The organism is Salipaludibacillus sp. HK11 (assembly GCF_047795645.1).
Lineage (GTDB): Bacteria > Bacillota > Bacilli > Bacillales > Salisediminibacteriaceae > Salipaludibacillus.
This window is the reverse complement of sequence record NZ_CP181045.1, coordinates 244,230-262,115: the sequence shown is the minus strand read 5'-3', so window position 1 is coordinate 262,115 and position 17,886 is coordinate 244,230. Positions and strand designations below refer to the sequence as shown.

Sequence of the window (17,886 nt, the reverse complement as noted above, 5' to 3'; positions counted from 1 at the left end):
CTCCACCTTGTTAAACAGAGTGAAATTGCCCGGATGGCTTCCAAATTGATATATTCTTCACTGGTTTTTCCAGTAAATTTAAATCCCAGGCCAAATCGAAGAAATAATACAGTCCTTCTAAATGCCGCCCGGAAAGTTGATAATTCAATCCAGAAAAATAGTCTTTCCAAAACGAGGTCGTTCCACCCAATTGATATTGTATAGATTTAATCATTTCTTGAAAGCCATTGTCAATACAATGTGTTTTGCTTTTCAAAAATTGGTAATGCACTTCTGAAAGTAAATCCGCTTGAGTTTCTATCGTTTCATTGCGAACAGCAAAAACCGCATATGTCATTGGGAATCCAGTGAAATTATCCCATAATTCACCTAGATCATATTGGTATATGGTTTCTTCCCTTGATAAGCTAGCTAAGATTGCATCATCACCAATTAACAACCAAGCATCATACTGCTTCATCATACGGTTATAGTCAGGAGCAGTCGTTTCATAAGTAACATTTAATTCATAAAAACGGTGTAAGATTATTTTTAGTAAATTAACAGAAGTTGCTGAACTAGAAGTTAGACCAATATTTGATCCTTCCAATTCTTCAATAGGACGTTTCGAAAACAAAAAAATGGATCCTACTTTACTGATCGATGAGACGGATAGATCAGCTAATATTTGATATTCGTCACTGTGTTCTCCGTATGAAAAGGAGGAAATTCCTCCAACATCAACTATTCCAGTCGCCATATCTTCATTCAGCTTTGAAGGGATTGCTGGAACAAATTCACAGCCTAGGTTCATTAGTCTTTCGCGTTGAATATAATAAAACATTGGCAAAATGTTTGTGTAAGATATTTCACCTATAACAAGACCCACGATCAGCTTCCTCCCCAGCGGGCAAACAAGTCATGTTCGACTCCCACCTGATCCAGTACTTTTCCTACGACAAAGTTAATCAGGTCGTCCATTGATTGCGGATTATGATAGAAACCTGGCATTGCAGGTACGATAATACCGCCTAGATCACTTACACGTTTCATATTTTCAAGGTGAATAGAGCTTAAAGGAGTTTCTCTCGGCACAATGACTAATTTCCTGCGTTCCTTTAAAGTGACATCCGCAGCTCGTTCTAACAAATTACTCGATATCCCATGTGATATCTTTGCCAACGTCCCCATAGAACAAGGAATAATAATCATTCCATCATTTTGTGCCGATCCACTAGCTATTGGAGCTGAAAAATCCTGCTGGGAGTGATAATGGAAGTTTTCAAAACCACCAAACAAGTCATGTAAACATTTTTGTTTATTTTCTGTATCCATTTTTAATTCATAATAAAGCACTTGCCATGCAGCTCCTGTTAGTAAAAAGTGAACTGTATGCCCACCCCTTAAAAGTGCTTGCACAAATCGTACACCATATACAGCACCGCTTGCTCCTGTTATAGCTACAGTCACGACTTTTTTTTCATCATCTATCTTCATAACAGTAAATCTCCAATCGTAAATGCGAGCATAACCATACTAATAATTCCATTCATCGTGAAAAATGCAACACTCACTTTAGATAGATCTTTTGGTGAGACAAGGGAATGCTCATAAACCATAATCGCACCGACAATAAAGATTCCTATTAAAAATATCCAACCTAGTGGCGTAATAAAAAAGAGCGAAAGCATAGCTGAGAAACTAATGATATGGAATCCTTTTGCAATTAATAACGCTTTCTCAATTCCAAAGTGACTAGGAATGGAATACAATTTCACTTCTTTATCATATTCAGCATCCTGCGTCGCATAAATTACATCAAATCCAGCAGTCCAGAAAGCAACTGCCAAGAACAAGACAAAAGCTTCCCATGTTAACGTTCCAGTTGCACCTACCCAACCACCAAGAGGGGCTATAGCTATTGTCATACCTAAAAAGACATGACAAAGCCAAGTGAATCTTTTTGTATAAGAATAGAATACAAGAAAAAATACGGTGATTGGTAGCAAATATACAGCAAGCATATTTAGCTGGTACGCAGAAAATAACAACAGCCCAAATGATCCGGCAATAAACATACCCGTTTCTAATTTGGAAAGAAGTCCAGCAGGAATTGCACGGCCTTCCGTTCTTGGATTATCTGCATCAATCTTCGCATCAATTAAACGATTTAACGACATTGCAGCACTCCTTGCACCTACCATCGCTAAAGTAATCCAAACCCATTCCAATATAGATGGCCAGTTTCCTTCTATTAATAGACTTCCCAAAACAGCACCTAAAAAAGCGAAAGGTAAAGCAAAAACCGTATGTTCAAATTTAATCATCTCTAAAATTATTTTTATTTTTTTCATCTAAATCCCCACTTTAACTTCCAAAAAATGACTTCCGTACATTTACTAGCTAAAATCTATATCACTTCTACGTTTAAAGTTATATTTGATATTAATATCTTTTTATTTTGTTGGATTGCACCTAAGAGGCTCATAACTTGCCAAATTTTCTCAATAGCAGATGAAACCCTCTCTGTGCCTGTTGAGTTATCATTAAAAATTATGTTTACATACCTATGAAATTATTTCGTTTATTTTGTTGCAAAATGAGACGCAGCTACTCCGCCAGAGTAAGATTTATACTTTACAGTTTGAAATCCTGCTTCTAAAAATAAATCCTTTAGTTCTTGTTTACCAGGAAATGATTGACTTGACTCTTGTAACCATGAATATTCTTCATAACTCTTTGCAAATACCTTTCCAAAAAAAGGCATAACATGTTTGAAATAAAACCAATAGGCTTGTTTGAAACCAATCATCGATGGTTGTGATGTTTCTAAACAGACAACCATTCCATCAGGTTTCACAACCCTTCTCATCTCTTTTAGTACTTGTAAATAATCAGGAACATTCCTTAATCCAAAACCGATAGTTACATAATCAAAATGATTATCCTCAAAAGGTAACTCCATGGCATTCCCGTGAATGAGTTTCACTTGCGAAAGTTTCCTTTCATTCACTTTATCATGCCCCACTGAGAGCATATTTTCACTAAAATCAAGTCCTATGACGTCCCCGTCAGGACCTACAGCTTCACCAAGATGAATCGTCCAGTCTGCCGTTCCGCAACAAACATCTAAAGCTGAAGCATCCTTAGGTACTGCCATTTTTTTCATTGTATCCTTTCTCCAAGATAGGTGCCTTTGAAAACTAATAATTGCATTCATCTTGTCATACTGCCCTGAAATGGATTGAAATACATCGTGTACACGTTCTTCTTTAGACCGGGACATATCTTACCCTTCCTCTACCGCACATTGTTCATTGTATTGATATTCAAGTAACAATTTATCCACTCTTGCCTGAATAAAGTCAGCTATACCAACCTTCCCCAATGTTAATTTTTGTAAATTGTCAGCCGTTTCCTCAATATATTGATTAAACTGAGTCAAATAAGCGTGTTCACTTACGGTAGATGTTTTTATATTTTCTATTCTCCGAAAGAAATTTAATGCTTTTCCATCGTACCCGTGCTCGATGAAAAGAGATCTTTCTTTAAGTAAAGATTTCAGTAAAAAGAATTCACCTATCATCGCAGACCATTTTGATAAATGAATCATATCAGATATATTTTTCAACAACGAAGCATTTATTGTCTTCAAATCTCCTATAGTAGGTTGAACTCTTTTCCTATGTTGTTTATAAATATTCATCTTTGATTCGTTAATTTCTTGAATTGATTTTGCCAGAACTCTGATGAGTGAGACATCCTCAATCTTCGAAAGCACATAATAGTATAAGCTACTATAATAATCTCCAGCTAAAACAGTCAACTGGCGTTTTGTTTTCACTTTTTCTGAGCCTAACCCATGAATATTAACAATCTCATGTGTATCGAGTGCAGCTTGTACAAGCAAAGCTGTTAAAATACAGTCATGAGTGTACTTTTTTGGAAATTCTTTTTCTTTTAATAATAAGAAAAGAATCGTTGCCTGATCTTCGTCGATCACTGGATCGTCTATAAATTTCTTTAAATAAGGGTGTTTTATACTTCGATAGAAGCTCTCAAACACCTCATGTATTTCTCGGTTATCCTCATAGAGTGCAGTCATTCAAAAGTCCCCCAGCAATGAAAATCTCAATGTTATCGTCTGAATCATTCGGTCGATGTCACACATATCTAGTATATCACAATTGCTTCATACCGATAAGAAATCCATAAAATAAATAACAACACATTTTGAGTTGTTTACTTAAACACAAGTAACCGTCTTTTAAAAAATTTAATCTACCTATTTATTAACGCTACATTTCTATTTGCAAGCACTCTTGTTCAATGAGACTAACACTAGGTAAAAAAGAAAAAGTAAAGCAGGAAACCCTACTTTACTCATTATTGTTCATTTCTCCATGCGCTGTTTGAAGCGTTGCTTTTCCACGGATTTTAATTGCCGAAGTATGTTCGGTAAATTGCGCAATCATCATTTCGTTTTTATCTAGTTTCTCAGAATGATGAAATCTCGTATCGGTACCTCTCGTTAAACCAATAACATTTACTCCATCTTCCTGAGCTTTAATTACAATATAATCATTAGATTCTGCCACCTTGATCTCCCTCCTAGCTTCACTTCATATTATTTATAGACCATGTATCTTATCATCCTAATAGAATCACCACTAGCAAGACCTATATATAATAAATAGGGTTTACCTTTATACTCATTTCACTGAACCACTTGCTGATACCGTTGTGATAACCTTCTATTTATTAATAAAGGCCAATACTTCAGCTCTAGCAGCATCATTGCGCTCAAATGCTCCCCTTACGGCTGAGGTCACAGTCATTGCTCCTGGTTTACGTACACCTCTCATTGTCATGCACATATGCTCAGCCTCTATAACGACAATCACACCTCTAGGGTCTAATGTCTCAACCATTGAATCAGCAATTGTAGAAGTAATTCTCTCCTGTAATTGCGGCCTTCTAGTCACTGCTTCAACAGCACGGGCTAGCTTGCTTAATCCCGTTACTTTTCCTCCGCTTGGTAGATATCCAATGTGAACTTTCCCAAAAAAAGGAACCAAGTGATGCTCACACATAGAATAGAAAGGAATATCTTTTACTAAAACGAGTTCTTCGTGTTCTTCACCAAATACAGTTTTGAAATGTTCTTTTGGATCTTGCCTTAAGCCTTGAAACACTTCTTCATACATTCTTGCTACACGACTAGGCGTATCTAAAAGACCTTCACGATTCGGATCTTCACCAATCGCTTCAAGAATCATTGTTACTGCTTTCTCTATTTTCTCATGGTCTACTTCACTCATTTTATATTGCCTCCGTTTCACGTCATCTTAATATGTTATGTAATAATATCTATTCTTTAAAATTCTAGCACAAGCGTTTTAATAAAAACAAGAATTGGGAACTTTCATTTTTTTAACAGCACAACGTCTTGATTAATGTCATATGCTGATTTGAGTCAAAGCTAATAACTTTCTCGATAATTAGAGACTTTGCTTATTAGAAAAACTCGGCTTGCCACCAAGTCCTTCATGGCGAAAACCTTAATTTATCTTATACTTTAATCCATTAGCGAAGTTAAACATTCTTAAAGTGTAAAAAAAAGCGTCCCAAAAGCTAAGTGCTAGTGGGAACGCCTTTATTTAAACATACAGCCCTATATGTACTTACTTGACTGCGTCTTTAAGAGCTTTACCAGGTTTGAATGCTGGCACATTACTTGCTGCGATTTCAATTTCTTCACCTGTTTGTGGGTTACGGCCTTTACGAGCCGCACGCTCACGTACTTCAAAGTTACCAAATCCAATAAGTTGGACTTTTTCACCATTTTGAAGTGAACCAGTGATGACTTCAAAAACTGAATCAACAGCACTCGTCGCATCTTTCTTAGATAGTTCTGTCTTTTCAGCAACTGCATTGATAAGTTCTGTCTTGTTCATACTATTCACCTCCTTCTTTACTTATAATGTGTTATTCCTTTTCTTTCACAAACTTAAGCTTTTTATACTTGTTAGCCTGTATTTCAAGGGTTAACAAGGATTATGTTAAACGAAAAAGCTTAACAATTCAACATATTTTGCGTTTTTTTTAGTTTTTTTATCTGTTTTTCACTTAACAAGAGATTTAAATGTGATATTTATTCCAAATTATGTATATTTACTATGTCTTAATCATTTAATTATGAAAATCCCTTAACAATAGCCGTTTTGCAAGCATTCTTATTTTTTCTTCAAAAATTAGAGAATCTGAAACAAAACAATTAGAAAAACTTGGCTTGTCGCCAAGTCCTTCATGGCGAAAGCCTTAGTTTATCTTATACTTTAATCTTTAGCGAAGTTAAATATTCTTAAAGAATAAAAAAGCCCTCCAAATGGAGAGCTATAAGATAATCGCTATTAATCCTCCTGATCCCTCATTTATAATTCTCTCAAGAGTTTCTTTCAACTTATAGCGAGCATTTTCCGGCATGAGAGATAACTTTGCTGATATACCTTCTCTAACGATAGAATTTAATGATCTTCCGAAAATATCTGATTTCCAAATAGAAAGTGGGTCTTCTTCAAAATCTTGCATTAAATAGCGGACTAATTCTTCACTTTGTTTTTCTGTACCTATAATGGGAGCAAATTCCGACTCTACATCTACTTTAATCATATGAATAGATGGCGCTACAGCCTTCAAACGAACTCCAAACCTCGAACCTTGACGAATAATTTCAGGTTCATCTAAGCTCATATCAGATATCGTTGGAGCCGCTATACCATAGCCGGTTTGTCTAACCATTTTTAGCGCTTCCGCTACTTGATCATATTCTGATTTGGCATATGCAAGGTCCTGCATCAACTCTAACAAGTGGTCTTTGCCTCTTATCTCTACACCTACTACTTCCATTAATATTTGATCATAAAGATCTTCAGGTGCTTTTAAATCAACTTCCGCTACACCTTGACCCATTTCTATCCCAGCTAGTGAGGCATTATCAATAAATTCATAATCCAAAAATTGTCCCACCATCCGGTCAACATCTCTTAAGCGTTTAATATCTTTGACCGTTTCTCTAACCGCGTGTTCATAATTCTCTCTTAGCCAATGCTCTTCTTTTAAAACCATCACCCAACTTGGTAGATTTACGTTCACTTCATGAACTGGAAATTCAAATAATACTTCTCTCATTACAGTGTGAATATCTTGTTCCGTCATTCCTTCAATATTCATAGCCAATACCGGTACATCATGTTCATTTTCTAATTTCTCTCGCAGACTTTCCGTTTCAGGATGAGTTGGATGAACCGAGTTTACAACAACGACAAATGGTTTTCCTACTTCTTTTAATTCGTTTATGACTCTCTCTTCTGATTCTACGTAATCTTTTCTTGGAATTTCGCCAATGGAACCATCTGTCGTAATAGCAACTCCAAGAGTAGAATGTTCTTGAATCACTTTTCGCGTTCCTATTTCTGCCGCTTCCTGAAACGGAATTGCGTCTTCGTACCAAGGAGTATGGATCATTCTTGGTCCATGTTCGTCTTCATAACCTGTCGCGCCTGGAACAGCATATCCTACGCAATCGACCACTCGGACATTTACATCTAATCCTTCATCTACATGAATAGATACTGCCTGATTTGGTACAAATTTAGGTTCCGTTGTCATGATTTGTTTTCCCGCCGCACTCTGCGGAAGTTCATCTTGTGCCCTGGCCCGATCAGCTTCTGTTTCAATGTTTGGAATTACGACTAGCTCCATGAATTTTTTTATGAAAGTGGATTTCCCTGTTCTGACTGAACCAACAACACCGAGATAAATGTCACCACCCGTTCGCTCTGCAATATCCTTAAAGATATCTACTTTTTCCACAAAATCGCCTCCTGCTAAGTTTCTAAGTAAACTTCATTCATGCGGGCATGATTGAATTCAAGCCTTTGTCTCTATTACTCTATGATGTTGTCCACTATTTATGACAAGGATATTTAAAGCTTTCACAACAACAATTTCGTCTACTTCGATACATATTCATGCAAATACCAAATAGAACGAAATGATTCGATTAGATTCTAATCTTTATAAAGAAGAAATGAAGTGATTAAATCTTGATTGAAAAGCATTAGGAAAACTTGGCTTATCGCCAAGTCCTCCATGGCGAAAGCCTTAGTTTATCTTATACTTTAATCCTTTAGCTAAGTTAAACATTCTTAAAGTACAAAAAAACTACCAGTTTAAAACTGATAGTTTAAGATAAATTATTCTTCTGAGAAAATGACTTCTCCGTCTTCCATCTCTTGGGGACGTGAATAAACTGGAACAAAAGGAGAGTTCTCGACCAACAACGAAAGTAAATCATCTTCTTGATCACTTTCCTTGCCATACTCATCGACATAATGCAAAATATCTATCGTATAATCAATAACAACCGTTCCATCTGTCTGATATAGGATCGGAAGCTTATGATTAGGGTGAAAAGGGCTCTCTATCAATGGTTCTTCTTGATAACCTAGCTCTTCAAAATCCAACTTTAATAATCCATTTCCCATTAATTCTGCAATAGGAGCATAGTCATTTCTACTTCTATATTGAGAAATTTTTCTTTCCAAGTCTTGAATAGGTCGAACTGTGCCTAAGTCAATTAGCTTCACTTCTGGATAATCTTCTGGATTTACTATTACGTATTGATAAATCCCACCATTTTCAAATGAATTACCAGGAGGAGCCTCAAGATAAGCTGGAACTAGTTGCGAGAAATTGATAGGATATTTACGATAAATAGGAGTATCTGCATCTCTTGTCATGATCGGCAACATTCCAGTATTATTTTCTTGATATTGTATAACAGCACTCTGCACTGATTGTAATTGATCTTCATAAGGTGCCTGATTTTGTCTTCGTTCATCTTGTGGATACATGCATCCAGTTAATCCAATCAAAACTAATAACAGAATCCCTACACGGACATTAGCCATTTAAAAATCCCTACCTCTACTTAATCATCTAACTCAATTAAATTCTATCTAGTCTGGAACTGGTCCAGTAAAAACAACTAGAACCATGATTAGTCCTGAAACCATAATTAAAATAAAACAAATTGTCAATAATGTATACCTCAATATACCGGAAAGCTTCTCTTTTGTGAAAATCGTCAAAACGACTGAAAAGAACATTAGCCCCATTCCGATAAATGATACCCACATTTTTAACAGCGGATCTTCAAACATTTTTGCTCCCTCACTTCTCATCAACTTCTCTATACAATTTAATATTATATGTACTTTATTAATAACTTTAATCCTGAATAATTATAGCATAACGACTTAAATGATGCATGATTTACCCCTTGCACCCTTTCTTTCCTTCCTCCGCTTGCTTTAGGGAACGTGTAGCTTCCTCTTGTGCCTTTCCAATCATTTTCTCGCTCACACAGAGCTTCACTCGCTCTTCCCGCATTCCCAAAAGTAGCACAAAACAAAAAAAGCCAAAGAAAAGGGGCCCTTTCTTCGGCTTCCATTGACTAAACACCGCCTTCAACATAATCATGACAGCCATGCTTCTGTCATTACTATATTTATGCAAGCCTTGGTGTTCTTGATCAATATGAACGCCTAAGTCTAATGCTATTTTTGAAACATTTTTGCAAGAGTTCCAAAATCCAATGGAACTTGATTTGACGTAATTGCCTTGACTAATTCATCCTCTTTTTCCTTTGACACTGGTTTATTAGCCATTTTAGCAACTTGATGAATCAACTGTCTAACATTTGATTCCTCAGTTAGATCGGTCTGATTTAAAGATTGAACAAGTTTAAGCAAGTCTTCTTGTTTCACGTTAGTTTTTTTCTCTATTTGTTCATAAAAAGGATTTTTCTTTTCATCCACACTTCATTCCTCCTCATGCTCTGATGTGTTACATGTTATGCATAAGTAGGAAATTGGTGAGAAGAATGAAAACAATTTATTCCCTATGGTTCTAAGTGATTTAGTGGATCACCATCTCCAAGTTTAAGATCTTCCACCTCGTGTTTTTTTACTCGACCCATTAACTCTGTAACCGCATCCTTTGAAGACTTATTATGGAATAAAACTTGGTAAAGTTCTTCGGTAATTGGCATTTCTACTCCAGTTTCTAGCACTAGTTGATATGCCGCTTTTGTCGTACGAATCCCTTCAACCACCATTCCCATTTCATTTTGAACGTCAGTTACGCTCCTTCCTTTTCCGAGCATATTACCAGCGCGCCAATTTCGACTATGTACACTTGTACAGGTCACGATTAAGTCACCAAGTCCAGTTAACCCTGCAAATGTAAGTGGATTTGCACCTAACTTCATCCCTAAACGAGTAATTTCTGCTAATCCCCTTGTCATTAATGCTGCTTTTGCATTATCACCAAAACCTAAACCATTCGTCATTCCTGCTCCTATAGCAATGATATTCTTCAACGCACCACCAATTTCAACACCAATGAGATCAGGGTTTGTGTAAACACGAAAACGTTGATTCATAAATAAATCTTGAACTTCTTGAGCACTGTTCATATTTAAAGAAGAACTAGTAACCGTTGTTGGCTGGCGTTTACAAACTTCTTCAGCATGACTTGGTCCCGATAGTGCAACAACAGAACTCCTCATTTGTTCTGGGATCTCTTCTTCAATAATTTGTGAAATTCGTAAATGCGTCTCAGGTTCGATCCCCTTACTTGCATGAATGAATAATAATGGCTTAGTAATAAATGCTTTAGCTTGAGATAAGACTTCTCTCATTGCCTTCGTCGGAACAACGACAAGCACAGCATCAACTTGATCTAGTGCTTCTTCTATATTTAAAAATGCTTGAATGTTGTCTGGCAATATAACGTCAGGTAAATAACGAGTATTTCGCTTCTCTTGGTTGATACCTTCTACTTGGTCAGCTGATCTTCCCCATAACTGAACATGGTGACCATTGTCCGCTAATACGATTGATAACGCAGTTCCCCAGCTTCCAGAACCTAATACTGCAATTTTCGCCATCGTTACGCCTCCTATTCATTCACTGATGCTTTTTGGCCAAGTTTATTTTCTTCGCCCGTTAGTAACCTCTTAATATTTGTGCGATGTTTCCAAAAAGATAATCCAGTAATCACTATTAAAAAATAGACAAAATAAAATGGAAAATCAAAATATTCATAGAATAAGGCCGTTATGATCGTTGTTCCAAGCATGAAAAGTAAAGAACCTAGTGAAACAAATCTAGTAATAATAATCATAAGAATAGCAATAACACCTGAAATCAATGCAGGAAGAAAAACTAAAGCAGCCAACACGCCAATCGTGGTTGCCACTCCTTTTCCACCTCTAAAACCATAATATACAGGCCAGTTATGTCCAATAATTGAGGCAAGACCACTAGCCGCTGCTATCATCGAGTCTCCACCCGATAGTAAATATCCAATCCAAACAGCAGCGATCCCTTTGGCACAATCTAATAATAATACTGTTATTGCGGGTCCTATTCCCATCACTCTCAATGTGTTTGTTGCACCCGCATTTCCACTGCCGTGTTCACGTATATCCAATTTTTTTACCTTTTGCCCAATTACATAACTAAAACTAACAGCACCAATAAGATAGGATAAAATAATCGCAACCGAAGCTGTCATAAAACCCCCCCAAACTTTAATTCCTAATTAATTATTTTTTTTACGAGCCATAATATGAATTGGCGTTCCAACAAAATTAAAAGCTTCTCGAATTTTATTTTCTAAATACCTTTTATAAGAAAAGTGGAGCAATTCAGGATCATTCACAAAAATAATAAATGTCGGTGGTGCTACTGAAACTTGAGTAGAATAGTTAATTCTTAACCTTCTTCCACCATGATCTGTTGGCGTTGGATTCATTACTACTGCATCGACAATAACATCGTTTAAGACGTGCGTCTGAACACGGCGTGTATGAGATTCACTTACTTCCTTAACAGCAGGTAAAAGATGTTGTAGTCGCTTCTTCGTTAAAGCAGATAAGAAAATAACCGGTGCATAACTCAAAAACAAAAATTCATCGCGAATTTTTTGCTCGAAATTTTTCATCGTCTTATCATCTTTTTCTACTGCATCCCACTTATTTACGACGATTAAAATTGCTCTTCCCGCTTCATGTGCATAACCTGCAATTTTTTTATCTTGCTCAATGATACCTTCTTCTGCATCGATAACAACAAGAACAACATTAGAGCGTTCAATTGCTTTTAAAGCACGTAATACACTATATTTTTCAGTAGACTCATACACTTTACCACGTTTTCTCATACCCGCAGTATCAATGACAACATACTCTTGATCATCTTTCTTAAATGGTGTATCAATAGCATCGCGTGTTGTTCCTGGAATGTTGCTGACAATGACACGATCCTCACCCAAAATAGCATTGACTAAAGATGATTTCCCAACGTTTGGACGACCGATTAAGCTCATTCGAATCGTATCTTCGCCATAATTATCTCCTTCATCTTTAGGAAAATTAGCGGCGGCATGATCTAATAAATCACCTAAACCAAGGCCATGAGAACCCGAAATTGGAAAAACCTCACCAGTTCCTAAACTGTAAAATTCATAAATTTTTTCATGCAAGGAAGGGTCGTCCATTTTGTTTACAGCAACAACAATCGGTTTTTTAGAGCGCAAAAGGATCTGTGCAACTTCTTCATCAGATGATGTTATACCTTCTCGTCCATTTACGACAAAACAAATAACATCCGCCTCATCAATCGCTAATTCTGCTTGCATTCTTACTTGCTCAAATAAAGGTTCTTCACTTATTTCAATCCCACCCGTATCAATAAGAAAAAATTCGTGTTGTAACCATTCACCTGAACTATAAATACGATCTCTGGTTACACCTGGTTTATCTTCAACAATGGAAATTCGTTCTCCTACTATTCGGTTAAAAATTGTCGATTTACCGACATTCGGTCTACCCACAATGGCTATTACTGGTTTTGGCACAATTTGTTCCTCGCTTTCATTAATAAATCCAAACTTCGATACTTCATTCATTATACGTGGAAGTGCACAGGAAAGAAACCTTCCATTCACGTTGTCCACATCAATGAAGGTTGATAACCTATACATTATAGCAGATTATCGTGAATCCTCACAGAGTCAATAGTAAATCGACTCACTCTATAAGAAACTCTCTCATGATTTACTAACACTTTTCAAGCACCGTTAAATTCTAGCGTTTCTATCATTGAAAAAAATATCAGCCAGACTTACACATTCATATTGGTTTGTTTTTTAGATATTGGTTGATTTGTTGCAATGATTTTTTCTTTTATTTTCTGCGCGAACATTTCTAATCTAGACCAGAACAAAATAATAATAAGCGCTAAAGAGATAACATCTAGCAAAAACATACCACTAATATTATGCAACGCTTCAGCCGTCATACCTAATTCAACAGTCACCAATAAGCTAGTAAGTGTTATCCCCTGAAAAAATCCGATAATTAAAGAAAAAATTCTAGTATATAGATTACGAATTATGATGATTAGTAGCGGTATACTAACTCCTAATATCATCGAAATTGGTGACAAAAGTAGCCAAACAGGCTCAAGATAAATAGCATTATGAATTAACCAAAACCAATAAGCAATAAAAATACTTATGATGAATCCCACAATCAGCTGGTTTCTATTCAATTTCGTCATAGAGTCAATACAAAGAAATAAAAAAGGCACGAAGGCAAGATTCCACTCTATGGAAAAGAAAGTATAGGACCATAAAGAGAGTATTATTGTCGATAAACTGAAAACGAGCGTAAATGTCCGCTTTTTTGAATGATCCATAAGAAAATATGCGTAAATAATAATTAACCAGGCTAGCCATAAAAACAATACACCATTCATGATTTTGATCCTTTCACTTTTATACGAAGTTTCACCGAAACGAGGTCTATTCATACATTTAAACTGAAAATGTAAGTTGAAAATTCTTTTTGAAAACCACGTTAGAAAAACTTGGCTTGTCGCCAAGTCCTTCATGGCGATAGCATTTGTTTAACTTATATTTTAATCCTCTAGCGAAGTTAAACATTCTTAAAGTACAAAAAAAAGTCCACATATGTGTGGACCTTCTTGTAAATTAACTTTTACGATTTGCATATTGCTTCGTATCAATATTTCTTTCATTTAACCATTCTTTCGTCTGCCCCATTATCATAATAGGCGATGTTTTCAACGATTTGATATCTTGCGCACCAACCGCAGTCATAATCATTTTTAAGTCTGTTAGTAAATCATTTATATGTTGGATTGTTACTTCCATTCCATCTTCTTGCAACCACTTTAATACTTGACCAGCCATTCCAGCAGAATCTGCTCCTAAAGCGATCGCTTTAGCTATGTCGTAAGCATTCTGAATGCCTCCAGAGGCGAGAACCGTTAATTGGTCTGATACAGACCTTGCTTCAGCAATAGAAACTGCTGTAGGAATACCCCACTCATCAAAAAATGACATTTGACGATCACGCCTCTTATTTTCAATTAAAGAAAAATTGGTACCTCCAAACCCTCCAACGTCTACGAAGTTAACTCCTATCTCCTGTAACTGTAGGACAGATTCTCTACTTATACCAAATCCAACTTCTTTAACAATGACAGGCACTTCTACACTTTTTACTATGTTTTCAATTCGCTTAAGCGCACCTCGAAAGTCTCTATCTCCTTCAGGCATAACAAGTTCTTGGATAACATTCATATGAATCTGCAACGCATTTGCTTCTAAAAGGTCGACTGAGAAACGAGCTTGATCAGGAGTAGCCTCACTCCCAACATTTGCAAATATGAGACCCCTAGGGCTATACTGCCTTACAACTTTATACGATTGTTGTTCTTGTTTATCTTTTATAGCAGCCATTTGTGAACCAACAGCCATAGGTATATGAAAAATATTAGCTAATTGTGCCAATTGACGATTGATTCCTTCTGTAGGCTTTCCTCCGCCTCCAGTCATCGCATTGATAAAAATCGGCGAACTAATATTAAGTTCGCCGATTTTTGACTTTAAAGAAATCTTTTCAACATAAGTGTTCGGAAAACTTTGGTGAATAAACTGAAGATCATCGAATCCTGATGTTCGCGACTGTCCTGTATTTAATGCATATTGAATATGGTCTAATTTTCTTTTTGAACGACTCAATTTATCACCTTCAATCTCCCTTAAGTCTAACCTCGCGGAGTGCGGAAAAACAAACGACAAGGTCTCGCTTGATAGATCTCTTCACATGTAGGTTTCTTATGAAATACTTCCTATTTTTATCTTAAAAGGAAACTCCTAATTGCTAGTTTTTATACTTTTTCAATTGGTCACCAATCACATCACCTAAAGAAAAGCCAGAATGATCTTCTTCTCTCTGATACTCTTTTTTTGCTTCGTTCTCCATTTTCTCTTCTTTTTCTTCCTCTAAAGCTCTGATACTCAAAGAGATGCGTTTTTCAGAAATATTTACATCAAGAACTTTCGCTGAGACAGTTTCACCTTCATCAAGAACTTCCCCTGGCGTTCCGATATGACGATTAGCTATTTGAGAAATATGAACAAGGCCTTCCACTCCAGGAGCAACTTCAATAAAAGCACCAAATGATACGAGTCTTCTCACCGTACCTTCAACAACATCTCCTTGCTTCACTGTTCCTTCAATCACTTCCCAAGGTCCAGGAAGTGTTTCTTTTATTGATAGGGAAATCCTTTCATTATCAGGATCAACCCCAAGAACTTTCACTTTTACTGTATCACCTTCGTTGACAATTTCGGATGGCGTTTCTACATGATGATGAGCCATTTGCGAAATATGGACTAAACCATCGACACCACCAATATCTACAAAGGCTCCAAAATCTGTTAATCTTTGAACTGTTCCTTCTAACACTTGTCCTTCAGAAACATTTGAAAGTGTTTCTTTCTTTTTCTCTGTTACCTCATCATCCAATACAGCTCTTTGAGACAAAATCAACTTGTTTCGTTCTTTATCCATTTCAATAACCTTTAAACGCAAAGTTCTTCCAAGGTAGTCAGAGAAATCTTCTACATAGTGACGTTCCACTAAAGAAGCAGGTATAAATCCTCTTACACCCACATCGACAACAAGACCACCTTTAACTACATCAGCCACTTCAGCCTCAAATGTATCTTTCTCTTCTAGTTTTTCAGCCATTACCCCCCATGCTTTTTCTGATACAACAGCACGCTTGGAAAGAACAAGCTCGTCTTCAGTCAATTTAATGACTTTGAATTCATGCTCTTCTCCCTCTTTCAAAACATCTTCTACCTTTTCTACATGAAGGCTAGATAACTCACTAATTGGTAAAACACCATCCATTTTATAGCCTACATTTACAAATGCTTGTTTTTCTTCTACTTTTGAGACCGTTCCCTTTGTCAAATCACCTACCGTCAAAGAATTAAACTCGGCCATCTCACTATTCATTTCTTCTACCATTGACAAAAACCTCCCTGAATCCCGGATTTTATTACCGGGTACATAAATGCTAATTATTTATGATCACTTTCACAAATGTGAAAGAATTTACCTGAGAATTGGTTTCATTTACGGTGTTCATCTAGTAATCGCTGGATCCCCATCATAATTTCTTCTGTAGCTTCTTCTGGAGAGGCTTTATTATCCCGCACCACACTCATGTCAATCGGGGGACCATATACCACTTTTAATTGAGAAAATAGTTTGTAACTACTAATAAGTGCGCAAGGAACGATGTAAGCATTAGATCTTAGTGCAAAGAAGCCAACTCCAGCAAGACCTTTACTCAATTCACCTGTTTGACTTCGTGTTCCTTCTGGAAATACTCCTACAACTTCTTGCTCCTTTAGTAATTTCAGTCCAGCTCTTAATGCTTGACGATCACTCATGCCTCGCCGTATTGGAAAAGCACCTACTTTAGGAAGTATCGTTTTCAAAATAGGTGCTTCAAATAACTCAGCTTTCGCCATAAATTTAGTCTGTCTTTTCAAAAAAGCTCCGACCAATGGTGGATCCAAGATATGTATGTGATTACTACAAAGTAAGACGCCACCATCAGAGGGGATGTTTTCCCTGCCTATTAATTTAACTCGATAAAAAAGTCTAAAGTACGTTCGACAAATAAATTGTCCAAAAGAATATGTCCTACTCAACCGCCCCAGTCCTTTCAGCCACAATTGTATAAATATGATCAACAACTTCTGAAATCGTCATCGATGTTGAATCAATTTCAATTGCATCAACGGCTTTTTTCAACGGAGCTACCTTTCTTTCGGTATCCAATTGATCCCTCTTTGCAATCTCTTCTCTTAATTGTAGGTAGTCTGAAGGAATATCTTTTGACAGCTGTTCTTCATGGCGCCTTTTCGCTCTTTCATCTACGGAAGCTGTCAGAAAGATTTTAACATCTGCTTTAGGTAAAACAGCTGTCCCTATATCTCTGCCATCCATGACCGTGCCACCTTGTTCAGCCAATTTCTGTTGCTTAGAAACCATTTCTGCACGGATAAGCGAATGTTTAGCAACATAAGATACATTATTTGACACTAGAGTCGTGCGAATGTCTTCTGTTACATCAGAATTATTAATTTTAACATGATGCTCTCCAGATTGGTTCACTAACTGGATATCTGTTTGTTGTAGTAACTTATTTAGTAAATGTTCATTATTTACATCCACTTTTTCTTGAAGAGCCTTCCAAGTCAGTGCTCTGTACATAGCACCAGTGTCAATATAAACAAACATTAATTTTTCCGCTAGTAGTTTTGCGACCGTACTTTTACCAGCTCCTGCCGGACCATCGATCGCAATATTCATTAGTGTTGTCATCATGTAACCCTTCCTAAAAACGATATTATTGATTGCGAATATACAACATATATTAT

General features: G+C 36.5%; 20 protein-coding genes. All 20 read right to left on the bottom strand.

Going from position 1 to position 17,886, the window contains the following annotated elements; all coding sequences use genetic code 11:
• Window positions 1–10: 10 nt before the first annotated feature.
• The 20 genes from ACM26V_RS01560 to cmk all read right to left on the bottom strand — a co-directional run bounded on the left by ACM26V_RS01560 (window position 11) and on the right by cmk (window position 17,830).
• The gene (locus tag ACM26V_RS01560; RefSeq protein ID WP_416149711.1) at window positions 11–868 is read right to left on the bottom strand and encodes a menaquinone biosynthesis protein; all 858 of its coding nucleotides are present in this window, start codon (window positions 866–868) and stop codon (window positions 11–13) included.
• Window positions 869–870: 2 nt separating this feature from the next.
• Window positions 871–1,476: a UbiX family flavin prenyltransferase gene (locus ACM26V_RS01555; RefSeq protein WP_416149710.1), complete on the bottom strand. Its 606-nt coding sequence runs from the start codon at window positions 1,474–1,476 to the stop codon at window positions 871–873.
• Window positions 1,473–2,333 carry a UbiA-like polyprenyltransferase gene (locus ACM26V_RS01550; RefSeq protein ID WP_416149709.1) on the bottom strand — a complete coding sequence of 287 codons (861 nt, stop codon included), beginning with the start codon at window positions 2,331–2,333 and terminating at the stop codon, window positions 1,473–1,475. Before ACM26V_RS01550 ends, ACM26V_RS01555 begins: the two co-directional genes overlap by 4 nt.
• A gap of 230 nt (window positions 2,334–2,563) precedes the next feature.
• The gene (locus ACM26V_RS01545; RefSeq protein ID WP_416149708.1) at window positions 2,564–3,265 is read right to left on the bottom strand and encodes a demethylmenaquinone methyltransferase; all 702 of its coding nucleotides are present in this window, start codon (window positions 3,263–3,265) and stop codon (window positions 2,564–2,566) included.
• Between the two features lie 3 nt (window positions 3,266–3,268).
• The gene (locus ACM26V_RS01540; protein WP_416149707.1) at window positions 3,269–4,084 is read right to left on the bottom strand and encodes a heptaprenyl diphosphate synthase component 1; all 816 of its coding nucleotides are present in this window, start codon (window positions 4,082–4,084) and stop codon (window positions 3,269–3,271) included.
• 274 nt (window positions 4,085–4,358) lie between these two features.
• Window positions 4,359–4,577: a trp RNA-binding attenuation protein MtrB gene (gene mtrB, locus ACM26V_RS01535; protein WP_416149706.1), complete on the bottom strand. Its 219-nt coding sequence runs from the start codon at window positions 4,575–4,577 to the stop codon at window positions 4,359–4,361.
• A 156-nt stretch (window positions 4,578–4,733) separates the two neighbouring features.
• The gene (folE, locus tag ACM26V_RS01530) at window positions 4,734–5,300 is read right to left on the bottom strand and encodes a GTP cyclohydrolase I FolE (RefSeq protein ID WP_416149705.1); all 567 of its coding nucleotides are present in this window, start codon (window positions 5,298–5,300) and stop codon (window positions 4,734–4,736) included.
• A 363-nt stretch (window positions 5,301–5,663) separates the two neighbouring features.
• Complete coding sequence (locus tag ACM26V_RS01525; RefSeq protein ID WP_416149704.1) at window positions 5,664–5,936, bottom strand: HU family DNA-binding protein; 273 nt, start codon at window positions 5,934–5,936, stop codon at window positions 5,664–5,666.
• A gap of 439 nt (window positions 5,937–6,375) precedes the next feature.
• Window positions 6,376–7,854 (bottom strand): stage IV sporulation protein A, encoded by a 1,479-nt coding sequence (gene spoIVA, locus ACM26V_RS01520; RefSeq protein WP_416149703.1) that lies wholly within the window; start codon window positions 7,852–7,854, stop codon window positions 6,376–6,378.
• A gap of 383 nt (window positions 7,855–8,237) precedes the next feature.
• Window positions 8,238–8,954, bottom strand: coding sequence for a hypothetical protein (locus ACM26V_RS01515; RefSeq protein WP_416149702.1), 717 nt, complete (start codon window positions 8,952–8,954; stop codon window positions 8,238–8,240).
• A gap of 48 nt (window positions 8,955–9,002) precedes the next feature.
• Complete coding sequence (locus tag ACM26V_RS01510) at window positions 9,003–9,206, bottom strand: DUF2768 domain-containing protein (protein WP_416149701.1); 204 nt, start codon at window positions 9,204–9,206, stop codon at window positions 9,003–9,005.
• Between the two features lie 396 nt (window positions 9,207–9,602).
• Entirely contained in the window at window positions 9,603–9,863 is a 261-nt protein-coding gene (locus ACM26V_RS01505) for a stage VI sporulation protein F (RefSeq protein WP_416149700.1), read from the bottom strand.
• Window positions 9,864–9,946: 83 nt separating this feature from the next.
• Entirely contained in the window at window positions 9,947–10,996 is a 1,050-nt protein-coding gene (locus tag ACM26V_RS01500; RefSeq protein WP_416149699.1) for an NAD(P)H-dependent glycerol-3-phosphate dehydrogenase, read from the bottom strand.
• An 11-nt stretch (window positions 10,997–11,007) separates the two neighbouring features.
• Window positions 11,008–11,625 carry a glycerol-3-phosphate 1-O-acyltransferase PlsY gene (gene plsY / locus ACM26V_RS01495; protein WP_416149698.1) on the bottom strand — a complete coding sequence of 206 codons (618 nt, stop codon included), beginning with the start codon at window positions 11,623–11,625 and terminating at the stop codon, window positions 11,008–11,010.
• 27 nt (window positions 11,626–11,652) lie between these two features.
• Window positions 11,653–12,969, bottom strand: coding sequence for a ribosome biogenesis GTPase Der (gene der / locus ACM26V_RS01490; protein ID WP_416151764.1), 1,317 nt, complete (start codon window positions 12,967–12,969; stop codon window positions 11,653–11,655).
• A gap of 266 nt (window positions 12,970–13,235) precedes the next feature.
• Window positions 13,236–13,871: a hypothetical protein gene (locus ACM26V_RS01485; RefSeq protein WP_416149697.1), complete on the bottom strand. Its 636-nt coding sequence runs from the start codon at window positions 13,869–13,871 to the stop codon at window positions 13,236–13,238.
• Between the two features lie 235 nt (window positions 13,872–14,106).
• On the bottom strand, window positions 14,107–15,162 hold the full coding sequence (fni, locus tag ACM26V_RS01480; RefSeq protein ID WP_416149696.1) for a type 2 isopentenyl-diphosphate Delta-isomerase: 1,056 nt from the start codon (window positions 15,160–15,162) through the stop codon (window positions 14,107–14,109).
• Between the two features lie 142 nt (window positions 15,163–15,304).
• Complete coding sequence (gene rpsA, locus ACM26V_RS01475; RefSeq protein ID WP_416149695.1) at window positions 15,305–16,462, bottom strand: 30S ribosomal protein S1; 1,158 nt, start codon at window positions 16,460–16,462, stop codon at window positions 15,305–15,307.
• Between the two features lie 104 nt (window positions 16,463–16,566).
• Window positions 16,567–17,154, bottom strand: coding sequence for a lysophospholipid acyltransferase family protein (locus tag ACM26V_RS01470; protein ID WP_416149694.1), 588 nt, complete (start codon window positions 17,152–17,154; stop codon window positions 16,567–16,569).
• A complete protein-coding gene (cmk, locus tag ACM26V_RS01465) occupies window positions 17,147–17,830 on the bottom strand; it encodes a (d)CMP kinase (RefSeq protein WP_416151763.1) in 684 nt (227 codons plus the stop codon). The genes ACM26V_RS01470 and cmk overlap by 8 nt, the downstream gene beginning before the upstream one ends.
• Between the last annotated feature and the right edge of the window lie 56 nt (window positions 17,831–17,886).